We start from the raw sequence: 16,813 nt of genomic DNA on the forward strand, positions 1-16,813 counted from the left end.
GGAGTTATTTAATGAGAATTATTGCCGGCAGAGCTGGTGGTTTAAAATTAAAAAGTTTAAAAGGAAGAGAAGTTAGGCCGACCCTGGATCGGGTAAAAGAATCAATGTTTAATATTATTGCATTTTACCTACCGGGAGCGGAAGTCCTTGATTTATTTAGCGGTTTTGGCAGTCTGGGGATTGAGGCCTTAAGTCGAGGAGCAGAGAAGGCAGATTTTGTAGAAATAAAAAAATCTCATCTTAAGATTATAGAAGATAATTTAAAAAAAGCCAAATTTTATGATCAGGCAGAGCTTTTTAATCAGGATGTTTATCAGTATTTAAAAATCTGCGGTAGAAAATATGATTTAATTTTCATGGATCCACCTTATGAAAAACAGATGACAGCAGAAGCAGTAAAATTAATTTTAGCTAATAATTTATTAAAAGAAAACGGTCTGATTATTAGCGAAAAATCAGCTGCAGAAAAGGCAGAAGAATTTGAGGGTTTAAGTATTATAAAAAATAAACACTATGGAAATTCATTATTAACAATCTATAAACTAAAATAAATTATAAGGGGTAGTTAATATGAGTAAAAAAATTGTATATCCAGGTAGTTTTGATCCTGTTACTAATGGCCATCTTGATATTGTTGAAAGAGCGGCTAATATTTTTGATGAAGTTATAGTTTCAGTATTCTGCAACCCCAATAAAGAGCCAGTATTTACAATGGATGAAAGGGTTGAAATGTTAAAAAAAGCTACCAAAAAGTTTAAAAATGTAAAAGTTGATTCTTTTTCTGGCTTAACAACCAAATATGTTCATTCTATTGGTGGTGAGGCCATTTTACGTGGTTTAAGAGCTGTTTCTGATTTTGAAGGTGAATTTCAGATGGCTTCAATGAATAAACATCTTGACCAGGAAATTGAAACTATATTTTTGATGACTGATACCAAATATGCTTTTTTAAGTTCAAGCGTTATTAAAGAAGCAGCTTATTTTGATGGTAATATTAAAGATCTTGTCCCTGATTTTGTTTATAAAAAATTGAGAAATAAATTTAAAGAAAAAAATCAGGAGGGATAATGTGTCAGCAGCAGCTTTTTTAAAACTGGTCGAAATTAGAACTAAGGTTGCCAGTTTCACTCCTTTTTTACTGGGTAATTTATATCTTGTCTACCATTATTCTAATTTTAACATTTTTAATTTTTTTCTTTTCTTTTTTTCGCTGCTCTGCGTAGATATGGGGACAACTGCAGTTAACAATTATCAGGATTTTCTCAGGGCTAAAAGAAAAGAAGGCTATAATTATGAAGAACATAATGCAGTAGTAAACTACAATTTAAGTGAAAAAAATGTTAAAAAAACTATTTTTATTCTTTTTTTACTGGCAATAGTAAGTGGAATACTGCTTTATCTAAACACTGATGTTATAGTTTTAATCATTGGTATTATTTCATTTATAATTGGTATTTTATATACTTCAGGACCGGTGCCTATTTCTAGAACTCCGCTTGGAGAAATTTTTTCTGGTTTCACAATGGGTTTTTTTATCACTTTTTTAGCAGTTTATGTACATAATTTAGATTTAATCGATTTAGTAATAAATAATAGCTTATTAATAATAGAGTTTAAATATCTTGATATTTTTAAAATGTTTATCTTTTCACTGCCGCTGATTTTTGGCATTGCCAACATTATGCTGGCAAATAATATCTGTGATCTCGAAGATGATCTGGTAAATAAGAGATTTACTCTGCCGATCTATCTTTCTCGAAGTAAAAGTCTTAAATTATTCAGGTATTTATATTATTTTTCTTATCTGAGTATTTTAGCAGCTGTTTTGTTAAATATTCTGCCATTAATATCTCTTTTTTCACTTTTATCTATTTTTATAGTACAGCCAAATATAAATCGTTTTGAAAAATACCAGAGCAAAAAAGAAACATTTGTTTTATCAGTTAAGAATTTTATGATTATAAATTATTCTATCGCAGTAACTTTATTAATTGCAGTTGCTTTTTAAAAAAGGGGGTAAAAATTTATGACTTTAATAGGAAATATTATCTGGTTTATTTTTGGTGGTCTGATTGAGGCTATTGGTTGGTGGTTTGCAGGACTTCTCTGGTCAATTACAATTATTGGAATACCAGTTGGTAAACAGTGTTTTAAGATGGCAAAAATGCAGCTTGCACCATTTGGTAAAGAAATAGTCGAAAAAGATAGTTCTTCAATTGGTTTAATTGCAAATATTATCTGGATTATTGTTTTTGGCTGGGAACTTGCTGTTATTAATTTAGTTTCTGCTCTTATTTTTGGAATAACAATTATTGGAATTCCGTTTGCTAAACAAAGTTTAAAACTCGCTTATTTATCATTAATGCCTTTTGGAAAAGATATAAGAAAAGTAAAATAACGAGGTGTTTTTTAGATTGCAGATTAATAATTGTGGACTTGTATTAGAAGGCGGAGGAATGAGGGGAGCTTTTACTGCTGGTATTATCGATTATTTACTAAAAAATGAGATTCATTTTGATTATACTATTGGAGTATCGGCTGGAGCCAACAATGGTGCTAATTATACCAGCAGACAGATTACCCGCAATAAAAAAATATTTACTGAACTTGTAGAAGATAAGAGATATATGGGAATAAAAAATTTAATTAAAGATGGAAGTTACTTTGGGATGGATTTTCTTTTTCATCAACTTCCACATGAAATTTTACCCTTTGATTATCAGAGTTTTAAAAAATCAACTACAAGGCTTAAGGTCGCAGTTACAGAGTGCAGCAGCGGTGAAGTTAAATATTTTGAACCTCAGCAGTATGATAAAATCAATAAAATTGATAGGATTTTTAAAGCATCGAGTAGTTTACCCCTTGTTTCAAATCCGGTAAAAATTGGTGATAAATTTTATCTTGATGGGGGAATTAGAGATTCGATACCAGTAAAAAAAGCTCTGGCAGATGGTTATCAAAATTTACTTGTAATTTTAACCAGAGAGAGAGGATACCGAAAAACTCCAATTAAAGCAGAATTTATTATGGAACTTTTTTTAAGAAAATATCCCAATTTAATTGATGATTTAAAGGAAAGACATCAAATTTATAATCAGAGTCTTGATTTAATAGCAGAAAAAGAAAAAGCTAATCAGTTTTTTGTTTTCAGACCCGAAAAAATTGATATTGACCGCTTCAGTCGTGATACAGAAGAACTTGAAGACTTATATAATTCTGGTTATCGGCTTGCAGAAAAAAGATCTGCAGAACTTAAAAATTGGTTAATAAATATTAAGGAGTAATTATGGATTTATCTTTTGACAGCTCGATTACAGCAAAGGTTGTTAAGGCAGTTGCAGAATTTGATTTAATTGAAGATGGAGATCGGATAGCAGTTGGTCTTTCTGGTGGTAAGGACAGCACTTTTTTATTAATGATTTTAAAAATATTTGCGGACCATTTTAATAAAAATTTCAGTTTGATGGCAGTTCATGTTGACCCGGGTTTTAAAAATTCCACTGCCGTTAGAATCAAAGATTTTTGTGAACAAATAAATGTTGATTTAAAAATTATAGAAACTAAAATTGCTAATTACATAAACGAAGCAGAAACCGAAAATCCCTGTTCCAAATGTGCTCATTTTCGTAAAGGGGCTATAATTAATTATCTGCAGCAGAATAATTATAATAAGCTTGCTTTCGGCCACCATCTGGATGATGCTGTGGAGACATTTTTGATGAGTATTTTTTATTCCGGTCAGCTTAAAGCTCTGCAGCCTGAGAGATTTTTGAGTAAAAGTGGAGTAAAAATTATTAGACCTTTAATATATTTGAGAGAGGATATTATTTCTGCAGAAATTAACAAAAGAAAAATTGAAATAAAAAAGAGTGCCTGTCCCTATGATGGCAATTCAGCGCGTTCTCAGATAAGAGAAGATTTTGCTCATTATTTTAATGATCAGCAGTTATTTGCTAATCTAATTTCAGCAATGAGAGACAGTGACAATAGAGAACTGTGGCCTGAAAAGGAAGATTTTCAACTTTTAAGAACAAAAATGAAAAAATACTGGCGCTAAAAAGGTGGAAAACTGTATGTCAGAAATAGAAAATGAAGAATTTATAATCCAGAAATTAAAATTTACTCAAAAAAGACTCAATTTAATCTATCAAAAATCCCCTCTAGCATTTATTTCCTGGAATCGTGAAGGAGATATCATTGATTTAAATCAGGCAGCAGAAGAGTTATTTGGTTGGAATAAAATAGAGATAGAAAACAAAGATTTTATTTCTACAATTATAGCGGCAGAAGACAGGGGTGTCTGGCTGAAGTGGAAAAATAATAAACTGGATTCTCTTCCGCAAGATTTGATGAGTCGAGGAATAAAAAAAGATGGCTCCATCATTAACTGCAGCTGGAATAACGCTGTAATTAAAGAAGATGGAAGTGTCGAAGAGGTTATTTCTATTGCCAAAAATTTAAGTAAAGATTTAGAACAGGAAATGAAAATGCTTAAACTTGTAAAGGCAATAAATAAAACAGATAACTGGGTTGTAATCACAGATCAATCTGGAGTTATTGAATATGCCAACACCACTGTTGAAGAGATAACAGGTTACAGCAAGGATGAAGTAATTGGTAAAAAACCATCTCTTTTTAAATCAGATAAGCACAATAATAAATATTATAAAAAACTCTGGCAGACAATAAAGTCTGGTGAGGTCTTTAACGATGTAATTATTAATCAAAAAAAGAATGGAGAATATTTCTATTCTGAACAGACTATAACCCCGATAAAAGATCACAACAGTAAGATTATTAATTATATATCTGTCGGCAGAGACATTACTCAAAACGAAAAACTGCGGCGAAAAATTGAATATATTTCTAATTATGATCTTATAACAGGCTTACCAAACCGAAAATCTGTAAGAAGTAAAATTGATAATCTAATTGAAATTAATTCTGATAAAAAAATTGCAGTTTTAGTAGTCAATATTAACCGCATCAAATATTTAAATGATATATATACAGATTCAGAAAGCAATTACAGTTTAATTAATCTGGTGGCAGAAGAAATCAATGCCAGGGCAGACAATAATTCAAAATGTGTTAAAATAGATATTGATAATCATCTTTCTTACCTGGGTGGCGATAATTTTGCCATGATAGTAGATGATCTCAATTCTGCAAATGAAATCTACAAAACAGCTGAGAATTTATTAGAAATCTTTTCTGATACAATTATCTATAATAATGAACCATTTATGCTGAATGCCCGAATTGGTATTTCAGTTTATCCTGATGACTGTAATAATTCACAGAGCTTACTTTCCAATGCCGAAATTGCTCTAATTAATATTAAGAAAAATGATTACGCTTTTTTTGACCGGGAGATGAACCAGGAAATTAAACAATTTACTAAAATGGAGGCCAGGCTTGATCAGGCAATAAAAAATGATGAATTTGTAATTTATTATCAGCCCTACTACAAAGGGAAAACTAAAGACCTTTATGGAATGGAAGCCCTGATTAGGTGGCAGAGTCCGGATAAAGGTCTGATATCACCGGCAGAGTTTATTCCTGTTTTAGAAAATTCTCAGCTAATTAAAAAAGTAGGTCTAATTGTTATTAATAAAGTAGTTAAAAGTATAAAAAACTGGCTGAATTCCGGTTTTAAAGTTGTTCCAATTTCTATTAATCTGTCCGCCAGACAGCTTGAAGATAGTAACCATCTGCAGAGTATTTACCAGATTATAGAAACTGCTGGTATAGATAACAACTTAATTAATTTTGAAATTACAGAATCTAGTGCCATGGATGATGTTAATCACAGCTTAAAAGTAATGAACAAAATGAAGGAAAAGGGATTTTCTATTTCCATTGATGATTTTGGGACGGGATATTCGTCATTTAGTTATCTGCAGAAATTTCCGATTGATTATCTTAAAATCGATATTTCATTTATCCGGAATATGACCTTAAGTGATGATGGCAGAAATATTGTGGAATCAATAATTAATATTGCTCATCTTTTAAAATTAAAGACTATAGCTGAAGGTGTAGAAAAAGAAATTGAATTAGAATCTCTTAATCAGCTTAATAATGATATTATTCAGGGATATTATTTTAATCCACCAATGCCGGAAGTTGAGCTTGAAAAAATATATAGTGATAAATAAATATTTAAATTATTAAAGACCGCTCTTTTTTAAGAGCGGTCTTCTGCAGTTTTATCTATCTATTTGATTTTAGATAATTAAGTTAAATGACTTCTTCTGCTTTTTTACCAAAGAAACTAACAATCAGGTAAAGAACGATAAGTCCTAAAGGTAATAGGTAAACAGATGACAGTCCAAAGCCAGCTGGTAAAAAGCCGAATAAAGCAGCTACCAGTCCAACTGTTAAAGCATAAGGCATCTGAGTGCTGACATGATCCATATGATCAACAGCAGAGGCTGTAGAAGACATGATAGTTGTATCAGAAATTGGTGAACAGTGGTCTCCCATTACACTTGCTGTTAAGACAGCAGCAATTGTAGGCAGCATTGGTATTCCAATTGAGTTTGCAAGAGGAATAGCAAGCGGCATTACAATAGCTACAGTTCCCCAGGAACTTCCAATTGTAAAGGCAATAAATGCAGAAAAAGCAAAAATCACCATCGGAACAATTTCTGGAATAATGTTTCCTTCTAAAATACCTACTAAGTAATTTGCAGTTCCTAAATCTTCGGTAATACTACCGATAGACCAGGCTAAAACAAGGATTAAACAGGCAATAAACATTGATTTTGCTCCATCAATCCAGCCGTCAACAGTTTCGCTGATATTGAGAATCCCCTTAGAAAAAGAAAGAATTCCTGCGATAAAACTACCTGTAATGGCTGCCCAGAGAAGAACAATACTTGCATCAGCATTACCAAAAGCATCTCTAACTGAAGTTCCAGCTTTCAAACCACCGCCATTATACCAGAGGCCAATTAGAGTGATTAGAATAACTCCAATAATAGGTAAAAATGAATTGCTAAAGGTAAAACTTTTTCCTTCTGGTTGTTCAATTTCTTCCATTTCCTGAGAAACCATCGGAGTAGATCCCGGTCTCAAAGTTTCCCCAGTTGAGCGTGCTCTTTTTTCTGCCTTTAACATCGGTCCAAAATCTTTGGCAGTAAAGATAATTATTAAAGCAAAACCAAGTGCAAAAATACTGTAAAAACGATAAGGTATAGTTTGCACAAAGGTTCCATAAGCATTCATTTCCAGCCCGAGAGAATCAAAGCCATCTCTAATTACTCCAACTTCAAAAGCAATCCAGGTTGAAATTGGCACAATACTTGAAACTGCGGCAGCAGTTAAATCAACTATAAAAGCCAATTTTTCTCTTGAAATTTTCATTTTATCAGTTATTGGGCGCATTGTGTTTCCAACAATTAAGGTATTTGCGTAATCATCAAAAAAGATCAGAACTCCCATAAACCAGGCTGCAAGTTGAGTTTTAAGTACAGAATTTGCCTTTTCGGCAACATATTCACCGATAGCAATAATCCCGCCTGATTTATTAATTATCCCGATCATACCTCCCATTGCCAGTAAAAACAAAATAATACCGGCATTCCAGGAATCAGCAAGTGAAGCTAAAATATAATCATCCAGAGTATGCATAAAAGCAAAGATTGGATTATATCCATTTGTAATCAGTGCACCTGCAAAAACTCCTAAAAATAAAGACAGAACAACCTGTTTGCTCCACCAGGCTAAAATGATAGCCAGCAGTGGCGGCAGCAGAGAAATAATACCATAACTTTCCATAAATAAAGCCTCCTAGTTTTTGTTTTCTAAAAATTGAATAAAAGTTTTAGGGCATAAAAAATACCCGGCGATATGCCGGGTTAATAGCAAAAATCGCCTCATCCTTATTCTGAGATAGCACAACATAGTATAATACTATGACAGTTCTGTACATTTTATGTACAGCCCCAGCGGGATTTTTGAATCCTAAAAACCCCACTTCGGCAGAAAACCCTTTCATTCTAAATATAAACTGGATTCAAGCTTGAGTTTAGAATTACTGATTTTTTCTGCTCCTCTACCTCATCAATTAGATGAGGTATTTATTATGATTAGCAATAGCTAATCATTTCTCAATATTCAATTTCATATAAAATTATAACCCAGCCTGTAATTTATGTCAAGAAATCTGGAAAAAATTTTGCATTGAACAGGGTTTATAATATATAATAGATATGTTGACTTTTTTTGAGAGTGGTCTAAAAGTTTCTGTTTCAGCAGCTTTTTTGCTGCTGAATACCAATAAATTAATCAAAAAGGAAGATCTTTATGAGAAACAAAAGGTTAAAAAATTTTTATTCTCGTTTAATAGGAATAATATTTATCTTGTTTGTTATTAGTCATTTTATACCACTGCCCTATCAGGTTATGGAGCCCGGTATTGCGGCTGAACTTTCGCCAATGATTGAGGTGAAGGATGGTTATGAAAATGAAGGAGAGTTTTTACTGACTGCAGTCAGTACCAGAAGAGCTATGGCCTGGGATTATTTTTATATTAGTGTTTTTGAGCCAGAAGATAAAGAGTTAACTGCTATTTCTGAACAGCTGCCGGAAAACATGGAAATGAATGAATATATAGAATTAATGGCTGAGCTGATGGAGGAAAGCAAACTTCAGGCTCAGGCGGTTGCCTTTAGACAGGCTGGTTATGAGGTTGAGGTTTCAGGAGAAGGTGCAGAAGTCGTAGAGGTTATGGAAGATGGAAGTGCCTATAATAAATTAAAATCCGGGGATTTAATTATAGCTGTGGATGGTAAAAAGGTAGAAATGGCTGCTGATGCAGTTAATATAATTAAAAACCGGGAGATTGGAGATGCAGTTGAAATTACAGTTTTGAGGGACAATAAAAAAATAAACTTCAATCTAAAAACAGTTGAACTTGAAGGCAATGAAGGAAATCCTTCTATTGGAGTTTTAATAAGGTCTAAAGGATTGGATTATAATATTCCACGCGAAGTTAGCTTTGACACAAAAAATATTATTGGTCCTTCAGCAGGTAGTATGTTTAGCATGGAAATCTACAACCAATTAATACCATCAGATATTACTGGAGGCAAAAGAATAGCTGGGACTGGAACAATCAGTCTTAACGGAGAAATTGGCCGAATAGATGGTGTTGAATATAAGATAATGGCAGCTAAAGAAGCCGGTGTTGATCTATTTATTGTACCAGAAGAAAATTATAAAAAAGCTTCTGAATATGCTGGTAATTTAGAGCTGTTAAAAGTTACTAATATTGATGATATTATTGAATATCTTGAAAAAGACCTTAAAATCTAAATCTTATTTAGATTTTTATTAATTTTTGATAAAAATCTCTGTTGGCCTGGCTGTGTGTTGAATTCTGATAAAGCAGTGAATAAAGATCTGAGGCCAGAAGATCATAACTCAATGAAAGCTCAAGTGGACTGCTGGTCTTTAAATCAACAGAATTTAATTCTGCAGCTGGATTGATTATTATTTCAAGCCCAGATTTTTCTTTAAGCTGAGAAAGTAAATGTTCTTTACCTCTTCGGATTCCCAGCACTCTTAGATAGTGAGGAGCATTTTCCTCTACCAGCTTTATTTTTTCAGCGTCAAGCTCAAAATAAAGTTGCAGCAGTTTTCTTTTAAGTCTGCTTTCTGTTAGATTTTTTGATTTTAATGATTCCAGAAATGAGTCAGTATTAAAAGCAGCCGCTGCTTTCTCAATTATTCTATTTTCCAGTCCGTTTTTAATACCCTTATATTTTCTTAAATCATCAGCCTGAAGGCGTCTTAACTGATCAACTACTTTGTTGAAAAGCTTTTCTTCAGCCTTCTTTGTAACATAACGTCCCTGTTTGATTTCATCTTTTAAAATTTTCCAGGACTCAGCTGGCATTAAACTTCTGACATCAGTCACTGCCTCAGCCCGGGCTTTAGAATTAATAATATTTCTGATCAGGGAAGCGCTGGCATAGTTTTTATTTATATTTTGGCTGTGGTAGTCTGTACCGGTTCTTTTAATAGTATATGGCTTGATATCTGAATCTAACTTAATTAATGACTTTAGATATTCTATGCCCAGGATGTTATTGGGAGCTTTCAATACTTTTTCGATATGATTTTTGTTAAATTTCTGCAGCTTTGGATAATACTGAATGCAGGCAAGGAGGGCTTGGCGCCTTGCGGTTGGAAAATCAATACCAGTTTTCAAATATCTCTGCAGTTCAGCTTTAAATTCAGAGCTTTCATTTGCAAATGCGTCTGCAGCAGCAGTAAGGATCTCAATATTGCCGGCTTCACTGCCGAAGACAATTGAATCTACCAGCTTAGTTTTTTCTAAACTTAAAACCGAGTAATGAGCAAAATATTCAGCACTCCGAATATTATAAATTAAAGGGAGTTCTAGAACAAGATCAGCACCACATTTTAGGGCCTGCCGTGTTCGAGCCCATTTATCTAAAAGAGCTGCATCTCCACGCTGAGTAAAATTCCCACTCATAATTACAAGCAGCTCATCATTTTTTGTTATTTTTTTACTCTGGTTTAGATGATATTGATGACCATTATGAAAAGGGTTATATTCTGTAATCAATGCAGTTAATGCCATAAAAACACCTCATTATTTAAATTTGATTTAATTAATTAAGTACTACTGTATAATAAAAGTTTTACTTTTCGAACTTCTTTCTATAAAGAAGGATTTGATACTTTAACACAGTATTATATATATAATAGCAAATAAATATATAAAGAACAAATTACATATTTTAAAACCACGGGGGAGGATATTTAAGATGGATGTACTTAAAAATTTCAAGGAGAGAGCAGCTTCTGATTTAAAGAAAATTGTTTTTGCTGAAGGTGATGACGAAAGAATAGTTAAAGCCGCAGCAGAAATAGAAGCTGAAGGGATTGCCGAAATTGTAATTTTAGGTAATCTAAAATCTATTCAAAAATCTGCAGAGGAGTATGAAGTTGATTTAGACGGGGTTGAAATTATTGATCCTGAAAATTCTGATTACATAACTGAGTTCAGAGATGAATTTTTTGAATTAAGAAAACATAAAGGGATTAGCCGGGAAGAAGCAGAAAAAGCTATCAAAGACCCACTGTATTTTGGAACAATGATGATTTATACAGATAAAGCAGATGGAATGGTTGCCGGAGCAGCTAATGCAACCGGTAATGTTTTAAGACCGGCTTTTCAGATAGTAAAAACTGCAGAAGGGATTTCAACAGTTTCCAGTGCAATTATAATGGTCCTTAAAGATAAATCATTTGGAGAAGAGGGAGTAATGGTCTTTTCTGACTGTGCTGTAAATCCAGCTCCAAATTCAGAACAGCTGGCAGAGATAGCGATAACTACAGCTGATACAGCACACAGATTATTAGATTTTGATCCAAAAGTAGCGATGCTTTCATTCTCCACAATGGGCAGTGCCCGGCATGAAAATGTAGATAATGTACAGCAGGCAGTAAAGATTGCCCATCAGAATGCACCTCATTTAAAGATTGACGGTGAAATGCAGGCAGATGCTGCTTTAGTAGAAAGTGTTGGTCAAAGAAAAGCTCCAGACAGTGAAATAGCTGGAAGAGCAAATGTTTTAGTTTTCCCTGATTTACAGTCAGGAAATATTGGTTATAAGCTTGTACAGAGACTTGCAGGTGCAGATGCAGTTGGTCCAATTCTACAGGGGCTGGCAGCACCAATCAATGACCTGTCTCGCGGCTGTTCAGTAGATGATGTTGTTAATTTAACAGCAATTACAGCAGTACAGGCTCAAAATAAATAAAATTTATAGGGGGAAGAAAATGAAAATACTTGTAATTAATAGTGGTAGTTCGTCTTTAAAGTATCAGTTATTCAATATGGAAACAGAGAGTGTACTGGCAAAGGGTTTAATTCAAAGAATTGGAATTGATGACTCATTTTTAGAATATGAAAATGGTGCAGGTGAAGAAATTGTAATTGAAAAAGATATTCCTACACATAAGGTAGGAATTGAATTATTAATAGAAACACTGCTTTCCAAAGACCACGGTGTACTGGAAGATATGGATGAAGTAGAGGCGATTGGACACCGAATTGTTCACGGTGGGGAAGCATTTGCAGAATCTACTATAATTGATGATCAGGCAATTAAAAAACTGGAAGATGTTGCTGATTTAGCTCCTTTACACAATCCTCCTAATATTATGGGGATTAAAGTCTGTAAAGAACTAATGCCTGACAAACCTCAGGTTGGAGTTTTTGATACAGCTTTCCACCAGTCAATGCCAGAGAAAGCATTTATTTATGCCCTTCCTTATGAATATTATAAGAAATATGGGGTAAGAAGATATGGTTTTCACGGAACTTCTCACGGCTTTGTTGCTAAACGAGCAGCTCAGATGATGGATCAACCTTTATCTGAACTTAAAATTGTGACCTGTCATCTAGGTAATGGTGCCAGTGTAGCAGCAGTTAAAAATGGTAAATCTGTAGATACAAGTATGGGATTAACTCCTTTAGAAGGCCTGGTAATGGGTACCCGCTGTGGAGATATTGATCCGGCTATAATTCCATTTATCATGGATAAGGAAGATATTTCCGCTTCAGAGATGGATGATATCTTGAATAAAGAAAGTGGTCTTTTAGGTGTTTCCGGTGTCAGCAGTGATTCTCGTGATGTAGAAGATGCTGCTGCTGAAGGAAATCATCAGGCAGAAATTGCAATTGAACTCTTTAATTACAGAGTGAAGAAATATATTGGAGCTTATACAGCTGCAATGGGCGGTGTTGATGCTATTGTCTTTACAGCCGGAATCGGTGAAAATTCTATAGATACCAGAGCAGGAGTTCTGGAAGGACTTGAATATTTAGGAGTAGAGGTAGACCATGAGGCAAATGACAGCCGTGGTAAGGAAGTATTTATTTCAACTGATGATTCTAAAGTTAAAGCAATGGTTATTCCAACAAACGAGGAATTGGTTATCGCCAGAGATACAATGGAATTAGTAAATAAGTAAATTTCTTCTTGACAGTTTAGGCTGCTTTTTATATAATAAAACGTGGCTATTTACAGGGGTGATCAGATAAATTGTATATAAACCTCAGCGATTTAAAAGAAATTGGAGGTAGCAAACAGGTATCACTGGAGCTTGAATTTCATGATTTAGAATTTGCTAACCGCGAAATTGAAATTGAAGAACCAATTAAGCTTGACTTAGAGATTTTTAATACCAGTGATTCTTTTGTAGTAAATGGTAAATTGCAAGCAGAATTAATTTTAAGCTGCAGCCGCTGCTTACAAAAGTATAGTTCTCCTGTTGAGCTCGATATTTCCGAAGATATTTTAAAAAGTGAAATGGAAGATGAGGAAGAACTATATTTAGACGAAATAGTCGTGGATAACATTATTTTATCCTTACCCATGAAACCTCTCTGTTCTGAAGACTGCAAGGGCATCTGTCCTGAATGTGGTCAGAACTTAAATGAAGAGGAATGTGACTGTGAGGTAGAAGTGGTTGATCCACGTCTGGCAAAGCTTAAAGACTTTTATAATGAAAGTGAAGATAAATAAGCAAAGGAGGTGTATATAATGGCTGTACCAAAGAAACGAACTTCTAAAACTCGTAAGCGTAAAAGACGTACTCATAAGAAGCTGAGTGCTCCAAGTCTAGTAGAATGTTCAAACTGCCATGAAAAGATTTTACCTCATCATGTATGCCCTGAATGTGGACATTATGATGGCAAAAAGGTGAGCGGAAATTAAAATATTTTAGAAAAACAGAGATCTCTCTGCAGGAGATTCTCTGTTTTTTTCTTGCCATAAACTTGCATTTGACCGACGGTTGAGATATAATGTTTTCCAAATGATACAGATATAAATTTTCTTTTTTTGAACCCGGGAGGCGGCAATATTGTATAGAATAGCTGTTGATGTTATGAGTGGAGAAAAGGATGCTGCAGAATTAATTGCAGGAGCTTTAAAAGCATTGAGAGAAGAAGCAGAAATTGAATTGACCCTGATTGGTGAATATGATATTATAAGCGAAGAGTTAGCAAAAACTGACTTTGATTCGAAAAGGCTTAAAATAGAAAATGCTGATCAAATAATTACGATGCAAGAATCTCCAATCAAAGCTCTGCGCAGCAAGAAAAATGCAACAGTTAATGTAGGTGCAGGATTATTGAAGGATCAAAAAGTTGATGCTTTTATTTCTCCAGGTAATACAGGTTCGGTGATGGCAGCTGGATTATTAAGGGTAGGTCGGATTAAAGGTGTTTCTAGACCACCAATTGCAATTCAGTTTCCTGCTGCAAATGGCAGTACTCTGGTTTTAGATAATGGAGCCAACACTGACTGCAGCCCCGAAAATCTACAGCAGTTTGCTTTGATGGGCCAGCTTTATGCGGAAAATTTAATGAAGATTGATAATCCTAAAGTTGCTCTTTTAAATATTGGGGAAGAGGAGAGCAAGGGAAATAATTTAAGCAAAGAAAGCTATGAAATTTTAAGTAATGATCAGCGGATCAAAAATTTTATTGGTAATGTTGAAGGTAGAGATATTTTCAGTGACAAAGTTGATGTTGTTGTAACAGATGGATTTGTCGGCAATGTAGTTTTAAAAACAACAGAAGGGGCAGCTTCATTTTTTCTTGATTTAATTAAGGAAAGCTTTCAGACTAATCTAAGATCAAAACTGGCTGCGCTGTTATTGAAACCATATTTAAAAAAAGTTTTGAAAAAAATTGATTACAGACAGTATGGAGGAGCTCCTTTATTAGGGGTTAATGGTATTGTTATTATCAGTCACGGTAGTTCGGATGGGACTGCTATTTATAATGCTGTTAAAACTGCTAAAAATACTGTTAAAGAAGATATAGTAGCACTGATAAAAAGTGAGTTAGAAAAGAATGAGGAGTTGGAATAAATGGCATTGAAAACTGAACTATGTGATTTACTAGAGATTGAGAAGCCAATTATTCAGGGAGGTATGGCCTGGGTTGCAACTGGCGAACTTGCTGCAGCTGTTTCCAGTGCAGGTGGCCTGGGTATAATTGGAGCTGGTAATGCTCCGGCAGATGTTATTGAAAAAGAAATTGAAAAGGTAAGAGATCTGACTGATAAGCCATTTGGTTTAAATATTATGTTACTCTCTCCTTTTGCAGATGATATAATAGAACTGGCAATAGAGAAAAAAGTTCCTGTAATTACTACAGGTGCCGGTAATCCTGGTAAACATGTAAAAAGATTTCAGGAAGTAGGATCTAAAGTTATTCCTGTAGTTCCTTCTGTAGCTTTAGCCAGAAGAATGGAAAGGCTAAAGGTAGATGCAGTTATAGTAGAAGGAACAGAGGCTGGAGGTCATATCGGAGAGCTGACTACTATGGCTTTAGTACCTCAGGTAGTTAATGCAGTTAAGGTACCGGTAATAGCAGCTGGTGGAGTTGCTGACGGTCGGGGTCTGGCGGCAGTGCTTGCTCTGGGAGCAAAGGGTGCTCAGATTGGGACCAGATTTGTCTGTTCTGAAGAATGTACAGCTTCTGAAGACTTTAAAAAGGCCATTGTAGGAGCCAGAGATCGTGATGCAGTTGTTACAGGCCGCAGCACAGGCCATCCGGTGCGAAACCTTAAAAACAAGCTGACTAAAGAGATAGACAGGCTGGAAAAGGAAGGAGCCAAACCTGAAGAAGTAGAAGAACTGGGATCAGGTAAGCTTCGGGACGCTGTTATTGATGGTGATGTTGACCAGGGTAGTGTAATGGCCGGTCAGATTTCGGGAATGATTTCTGAAATTAAAAGTGTTAAAGAAATTGTAGATGAGATTATTCTGGACGCAGAAATGACTATAAAAAACAGCTATCAACTGTTGGGATAATATATTAATCATAAGTAGATAAAAGAGGTGTCAAATTTGATAAACCTTAAAGATAAAAAAGTATTAATTACAGGAAGTTCCAGAGGTATTGGAGCTGAAATAGCAAAGAAGATGGCTGCTTTAGGAGCGGAAGTTGTTATTAATTATGCCCATTCTAAAGCAAGAGCCGAAGACGTTAAAAGTGAAATTGAAGCAGCCGGTGGTACCGCTCATCTGATTCAGGCTGATGTGAGTGATTTTGATCAGGCAGCGAATTTAGTTAAAACTGCTTATAAAAAAATGGACGGCCTTAATGTTTTGGTTAACAATGCCGGAATTACAAGGGATAAGCTTATTTTAAGAATGAAGGAAGAAGACTGGGATCAGGTTTTAGATATTAATTTAAAAGGTGTATTTAACTGCACCAAAAATGCAGTAAGATATTTACTTAAAGCTGAAAATGCTAAGTTAATTAATCTATCTTCTGTGGTAGGAGTTAATGGTAATGCAGGCCAGGCTAATTATTCAGCTGCAAAAGCAGGAATTGTTGGCTTTACCAAAACAATGGCCAAAGAACTGGCTTCAAAAGGAGTCTGCTCAAATGCAATAGCTCCTGGCTTTATAGATACAGAAATGACAGATGATCTGAGTGACAGTATCAAAGAGGGAATCATAGAACAGGTTCCTCTGGCGCGTTTTGGCAGAGCAGAAGAAGTAGCAGATTTAGTATCATTTTTAGCTTCAGATAATGCAAACTACATAAATGGTGAAGTAATTAAAATTGATGGAGGCATGGGCGCTTAACCTGTTTTGAGCTCAATGCCCTGGGAAGGAGGTGAATGGAGTGGATAATATCTTAGATAAAGTTATTGATATTGTAGCAGAAGAATTAGCAGTTGACAGAGATGAAGTTACTGAAGACTCTTCATTTATAGAAGATCTTGGAGCAGATTCTTTA

At 34.4% G+C, this 16,813-nt stretch carries 18 protein-coding genes and 1 riboswitch; of the genes, 16 read left to right on the forward strand and 2 right to left on the reverse strand.

Annotation, left to right across the window (positions count from 1 at the left end; genetic code table 11):
- The first annotated feature begins 11 nt into the window (after positions 1-11).
- Genes rsmD through CI949_RS04170 form a run of 7 tightly spaced genes read left to right on the forward strand, consistent with a single transcriptional unit; the run spans position 12 to position 6,161 of the window.
- On the forward strand, positions 12-551 hold the full coding sequence (rsmD, locus tag CI949_RS04140; protein WP_133530205.1) for a 16S rRNA (guanine(966)-N(2))-methyltransferase RsmD: 540 nt from the start codon (positions 12-14) through the stop codon (positions 549-551).
- A gap of 19 nt (positions 552-570) precedes the next feature.
- Positions 571-1,068: a pantetheine-phosphate adenylyltransferase gene (gene coaD, locus CI949_RS04145; protein ID WP_108139715.1), complete on the forward strand. Its 498-nt coding sequence runs from the start codon at positions 571-573 to the stop codon at positions 1,066-1,068.
- Between the two features lies 1 nt (position 1,069).
- On the forward strand, positions 1,070-2,008 hold the full coding sequence (locus CI949_RS04150) for a 1,4-dihydroxy-2-naphthoate polyprenyltransferase (protein WP_133530204.1): 939 nt from the start codon (positions 1,070-1,072) through the stop codon (positions 2,006-2,008).
- Positions 2,009-2,026: 18 nt separating this feature from the next.
- Positions 2,027-2,398, forward strand: coding sequence for a YccF domain-containing protein (locus CI949_RS04155; RefSeq protein WP_133530203.1), 372 nt, complete (start codon positions 2,027-2,029; stop codon positions 2,396-2,398).
- Positions 2,399-2,414: 16 nt separating this feature from the next.
- Positions 2,415-3,284 carry a patatin family protein gene (locus CI949_RS04160; protein WP_133530202.1) on the forward strand — a complete coding sequence of 290 codons (870 nt, stop codon included), beginning with the start codon at positions 2,415-2,417 and terminating at the stop codon, positions 3,282-3,284.
- A 2-nt stretch (positions 3,285-3,286) separates the two neighbouring features.
- Complete coding sequence (locus tag CI949_RS04165) at positions 3,287-4,057, forward strand: tRNA 2-thiocytidine biosynthesis TtcA family protein (protein ID WP_133530201.1); 771 nt, start codon at positions 3,287-3,289, stop codon at positions 4,055-4,057.
- 16 nt (positions 4,058-4,073) lie between these two features.
- A complete protein-coding gene (locus CI949_RS04170) occupies positions 4,074-6,161 on the forward strand; it encodes an EAL domain-containing protein (protein WP_290763257.1) in 2,088 nt (695 codons plus the stop codon).
- A gap of 82 nt (positions 6,162-6,243) precedes the next feature.
- On the opposite strand, the gene CI949_RS04175 is transcribed toward CI949_RS04170, so the two are convergent.
- Entirely contained in the window at positions 6,244-7,785 is a 1,542-nt protein-coding gene (locus tag CI949_RS04175) for a Na+/H+ antiporter NhaC family protein (RefSeq protein ID WP_133530793.1), read from the reverse strand.
- Positions 7,786-7,892: 107 nt separating this feature from the next.
- Positions 7,893-8,073: riboswitch (Lysine riboswitch) on the reverse strand.
- 240 nt (positions 8,074-8,313) lie between these two features.
- Between CI949_RS04175 and CI949_RS04180 the strand changes: the two genes are divergently transcribed.
- Positions 8,314-9,324 carry a PDZ domain-containing protein gene (locus CI949_RS04180; RefSeq protein ID WP_133530792.1) on the forward strand — a complete coding sequence of 337 codons (1,011 nt, stop codon included), beginning with the start codon at positions 8,314-8,316 and terminating at the stop codon, positions 9,322-9,324.
- Positions 9,325-9,331: 7 nt separating this feature from the next.
- Here the strand turns inward: CI949_RS04180 and CI949_RS04185 are convergent, their stop codons facing one another.
- A complete protein-coding gene (locus CI949_RS04185; RefSeq protein ID WP_290763261.1) occupies positions 9,332-10,618 on the reverse strand; it encodes a nucleotidyltransferase in 1,287 nt (428 codons plus the stop codon).
- Positions 10,619-10,805: 187 nt separating this feature from the next.
- Between CI949_RS04185 and pta the strand changes: the two genes are divergently transcribed.
- The 8 genes from pta to CI949_RS04225 form a co-directional block, all read left to right on the forward strand.
- Positions 10,806-11,804 (forward strand): phosphate acetyltransferase, encoded by a 999-nt coding sequence (gene pta, locus CI949_RS04190; RefSeq protein ID WP_108139697.1) that lies wholly within the window; start codon positions 10,806-10,808, stop codon positions 11,802-11,804.
- Between the two features lie 19 nt (positions 11,805-11,823).
- The gene (locus CI949_RS04195; RefSeq protein WP_108139695.1) at positions 11,824-13,020 is read left to right on the forward strand and encodes an acetate/propionate family kinase; all 1,197 of its coding nucleotides are present in this window, start codon (positions 11,824-11,826) and stop codon (positions 13,018-13,020) included.
- A gap of 71 nt (positions 13,021-13,091) precedes the next feature.
- On the forward strand, positions 13,092-13,574 hold the full coding sequence (locus CI949_RS04200; protein ID WP_108139693.1) for a DUF177 domain-containing protein: 483 nt from the start codon (positions 13,092-13,094) through the stop codon (positions 13,572-13,574).
- 18 nt (positions 13,575-13,592) lie between these two features.
- A complete protein-coding gene (gene rpmF / locus CI949_RS04205) occupies positions 13,593-13,766 on the forward strand; it encodes a 50S ribosomal protein L32 (RefSeq protein ID WP_108139692.1) in 174 nt (57 codons plus the stop codon).
- A gap of 148 nt (positions 13,767-13,914) precedes the next feature.
- Complete coding sequence (plsX, locus tag CI949_RS04210) at positions 13,915-14,928, forward strand: phosphate acyltransferase PlsX (RefSeq protein ID WP_108139690.1); 1,014 nt, start codon at positions 13,915-13,917, stop codon at positions 14,926-14,928.
- Complete coding sequence (gene fabK / locus CI949_RS04215) at positions 14,929-15,876, forward strand: enoyl-[acyl-carrier-protein] reductase FabK (protein ID WP_133530787.1); 948 nt, start codon at positions 14,929-14,931, stop codon at positions 15,874-15,876. It begins immediately after the preceding gene.
- Positions 15,877-15,912: 36 nt separating this feature from the next.
- The gene (gene fabG / locus CI949_RS04220; protein WP_290763268.1) at positions 15,913-16,659 is read left to right on the forward strand and encodes a 3-oxoacyl-[acyl-carrier-protein] reductase; all 747 of its coding nucleotides are present in this window, start codon (positions 15,913-15,915) and stop codon (positions 16,657-16,659) included.
- 40 nt (positions 16,660-16,699) lie between these two features.
- Positions 16,700-16,813, forward strand: a 114-nt coding sequence (locus CI949_RS04225) for a phosphopantetheine-binding protein (RefSeq protein WP_290763275.1), incomplete at its 3' end; no start/stop codon positions are given.

Source organism: Halanaerobium sp. (assembly GCF_003070835.1).

Bases quoted from the DNA above. Each gene is read 5' to 3' on its own strand.
- rsmD (WP_133530205.1), top strand. From the start codon at position 12: ATGAGAATTATTGCCGGCAGAGCTGGTGGTTTAAAATTAAAAAGTTTA.
- coaD (WP_108139715.1), top strand. From the start codon at position 571: ATGAGTAAAAAAATTGTATATCCAGGTAGTTTTGATCCTGTTACTAAT.
- CI949_RS04155 (WP_133530203.1), top strand. From the start codon at position 2,027: ATGACTTTAATAGGAAATATTATCTGGTTTATTTTTGGTGGTCTGATT.
- CI949_RS04165 (WP_133530201.1), top strand. From the start codon at position 3,287: ATGGATTTATCTTTTGACAGCTCGATTACAGCAAAGGTTGTTAAGGCA.
- CI949_RS04170 (WP_290763257.1), top strand. From the start codon at position 4,074: ATGTCAGAAATAGAAAATGAAGAATTTATAATCCAGAAATTAAAATTT.
- CI949_RS04175 (WP_133530793.1), bottom strand. From the start codon at position 7,785: ATGGAAAGTTATGGTATTATTTCTCTGCTGCCGCCACTGCTGGCTATC.
- CI949_RS04180 (WP_133530792.1), top strand. From the start codon at position 8,314: ATGAGAAACAAAAGGTTAAAAAATTTTTATTCTCGTTTAATAGGAATA.
- CI949_RS04185 (WP_290763261.1), bottom strand. From the start codon at position 10,618: ATGGCATTAACTGCATTGATTACAGAATATAACCCTTTTCATAATGGT.
- pta (WP_108139697.1), top strand. From the start codon at position 10,806: ATGGATGTACTTAAAAATTTCAAGGAGAGAGCAGCTTCTGATTTAAAG.
- CI949_RS04195 (WP_108139695.1), top strand. From the start codon at position 11,824: ATGAAAATACTTGTAATTAATAGTGGTAGTTCGTCTTTAAAGTATCAG.
- rpmF (WP_108139692.1), top strand. From the start codon at position 13,593: ATGGCTGTACCAAAGAAACGAACTTCTAAAACTCGTAAGCGTAAAAGA.
- fabK (WP_133530787.1), top strand. From the start codon at position 14,929: ATGGCATTGAAAACTGAACTATGTGATTTACTAGAGATTGAGAAGCCA.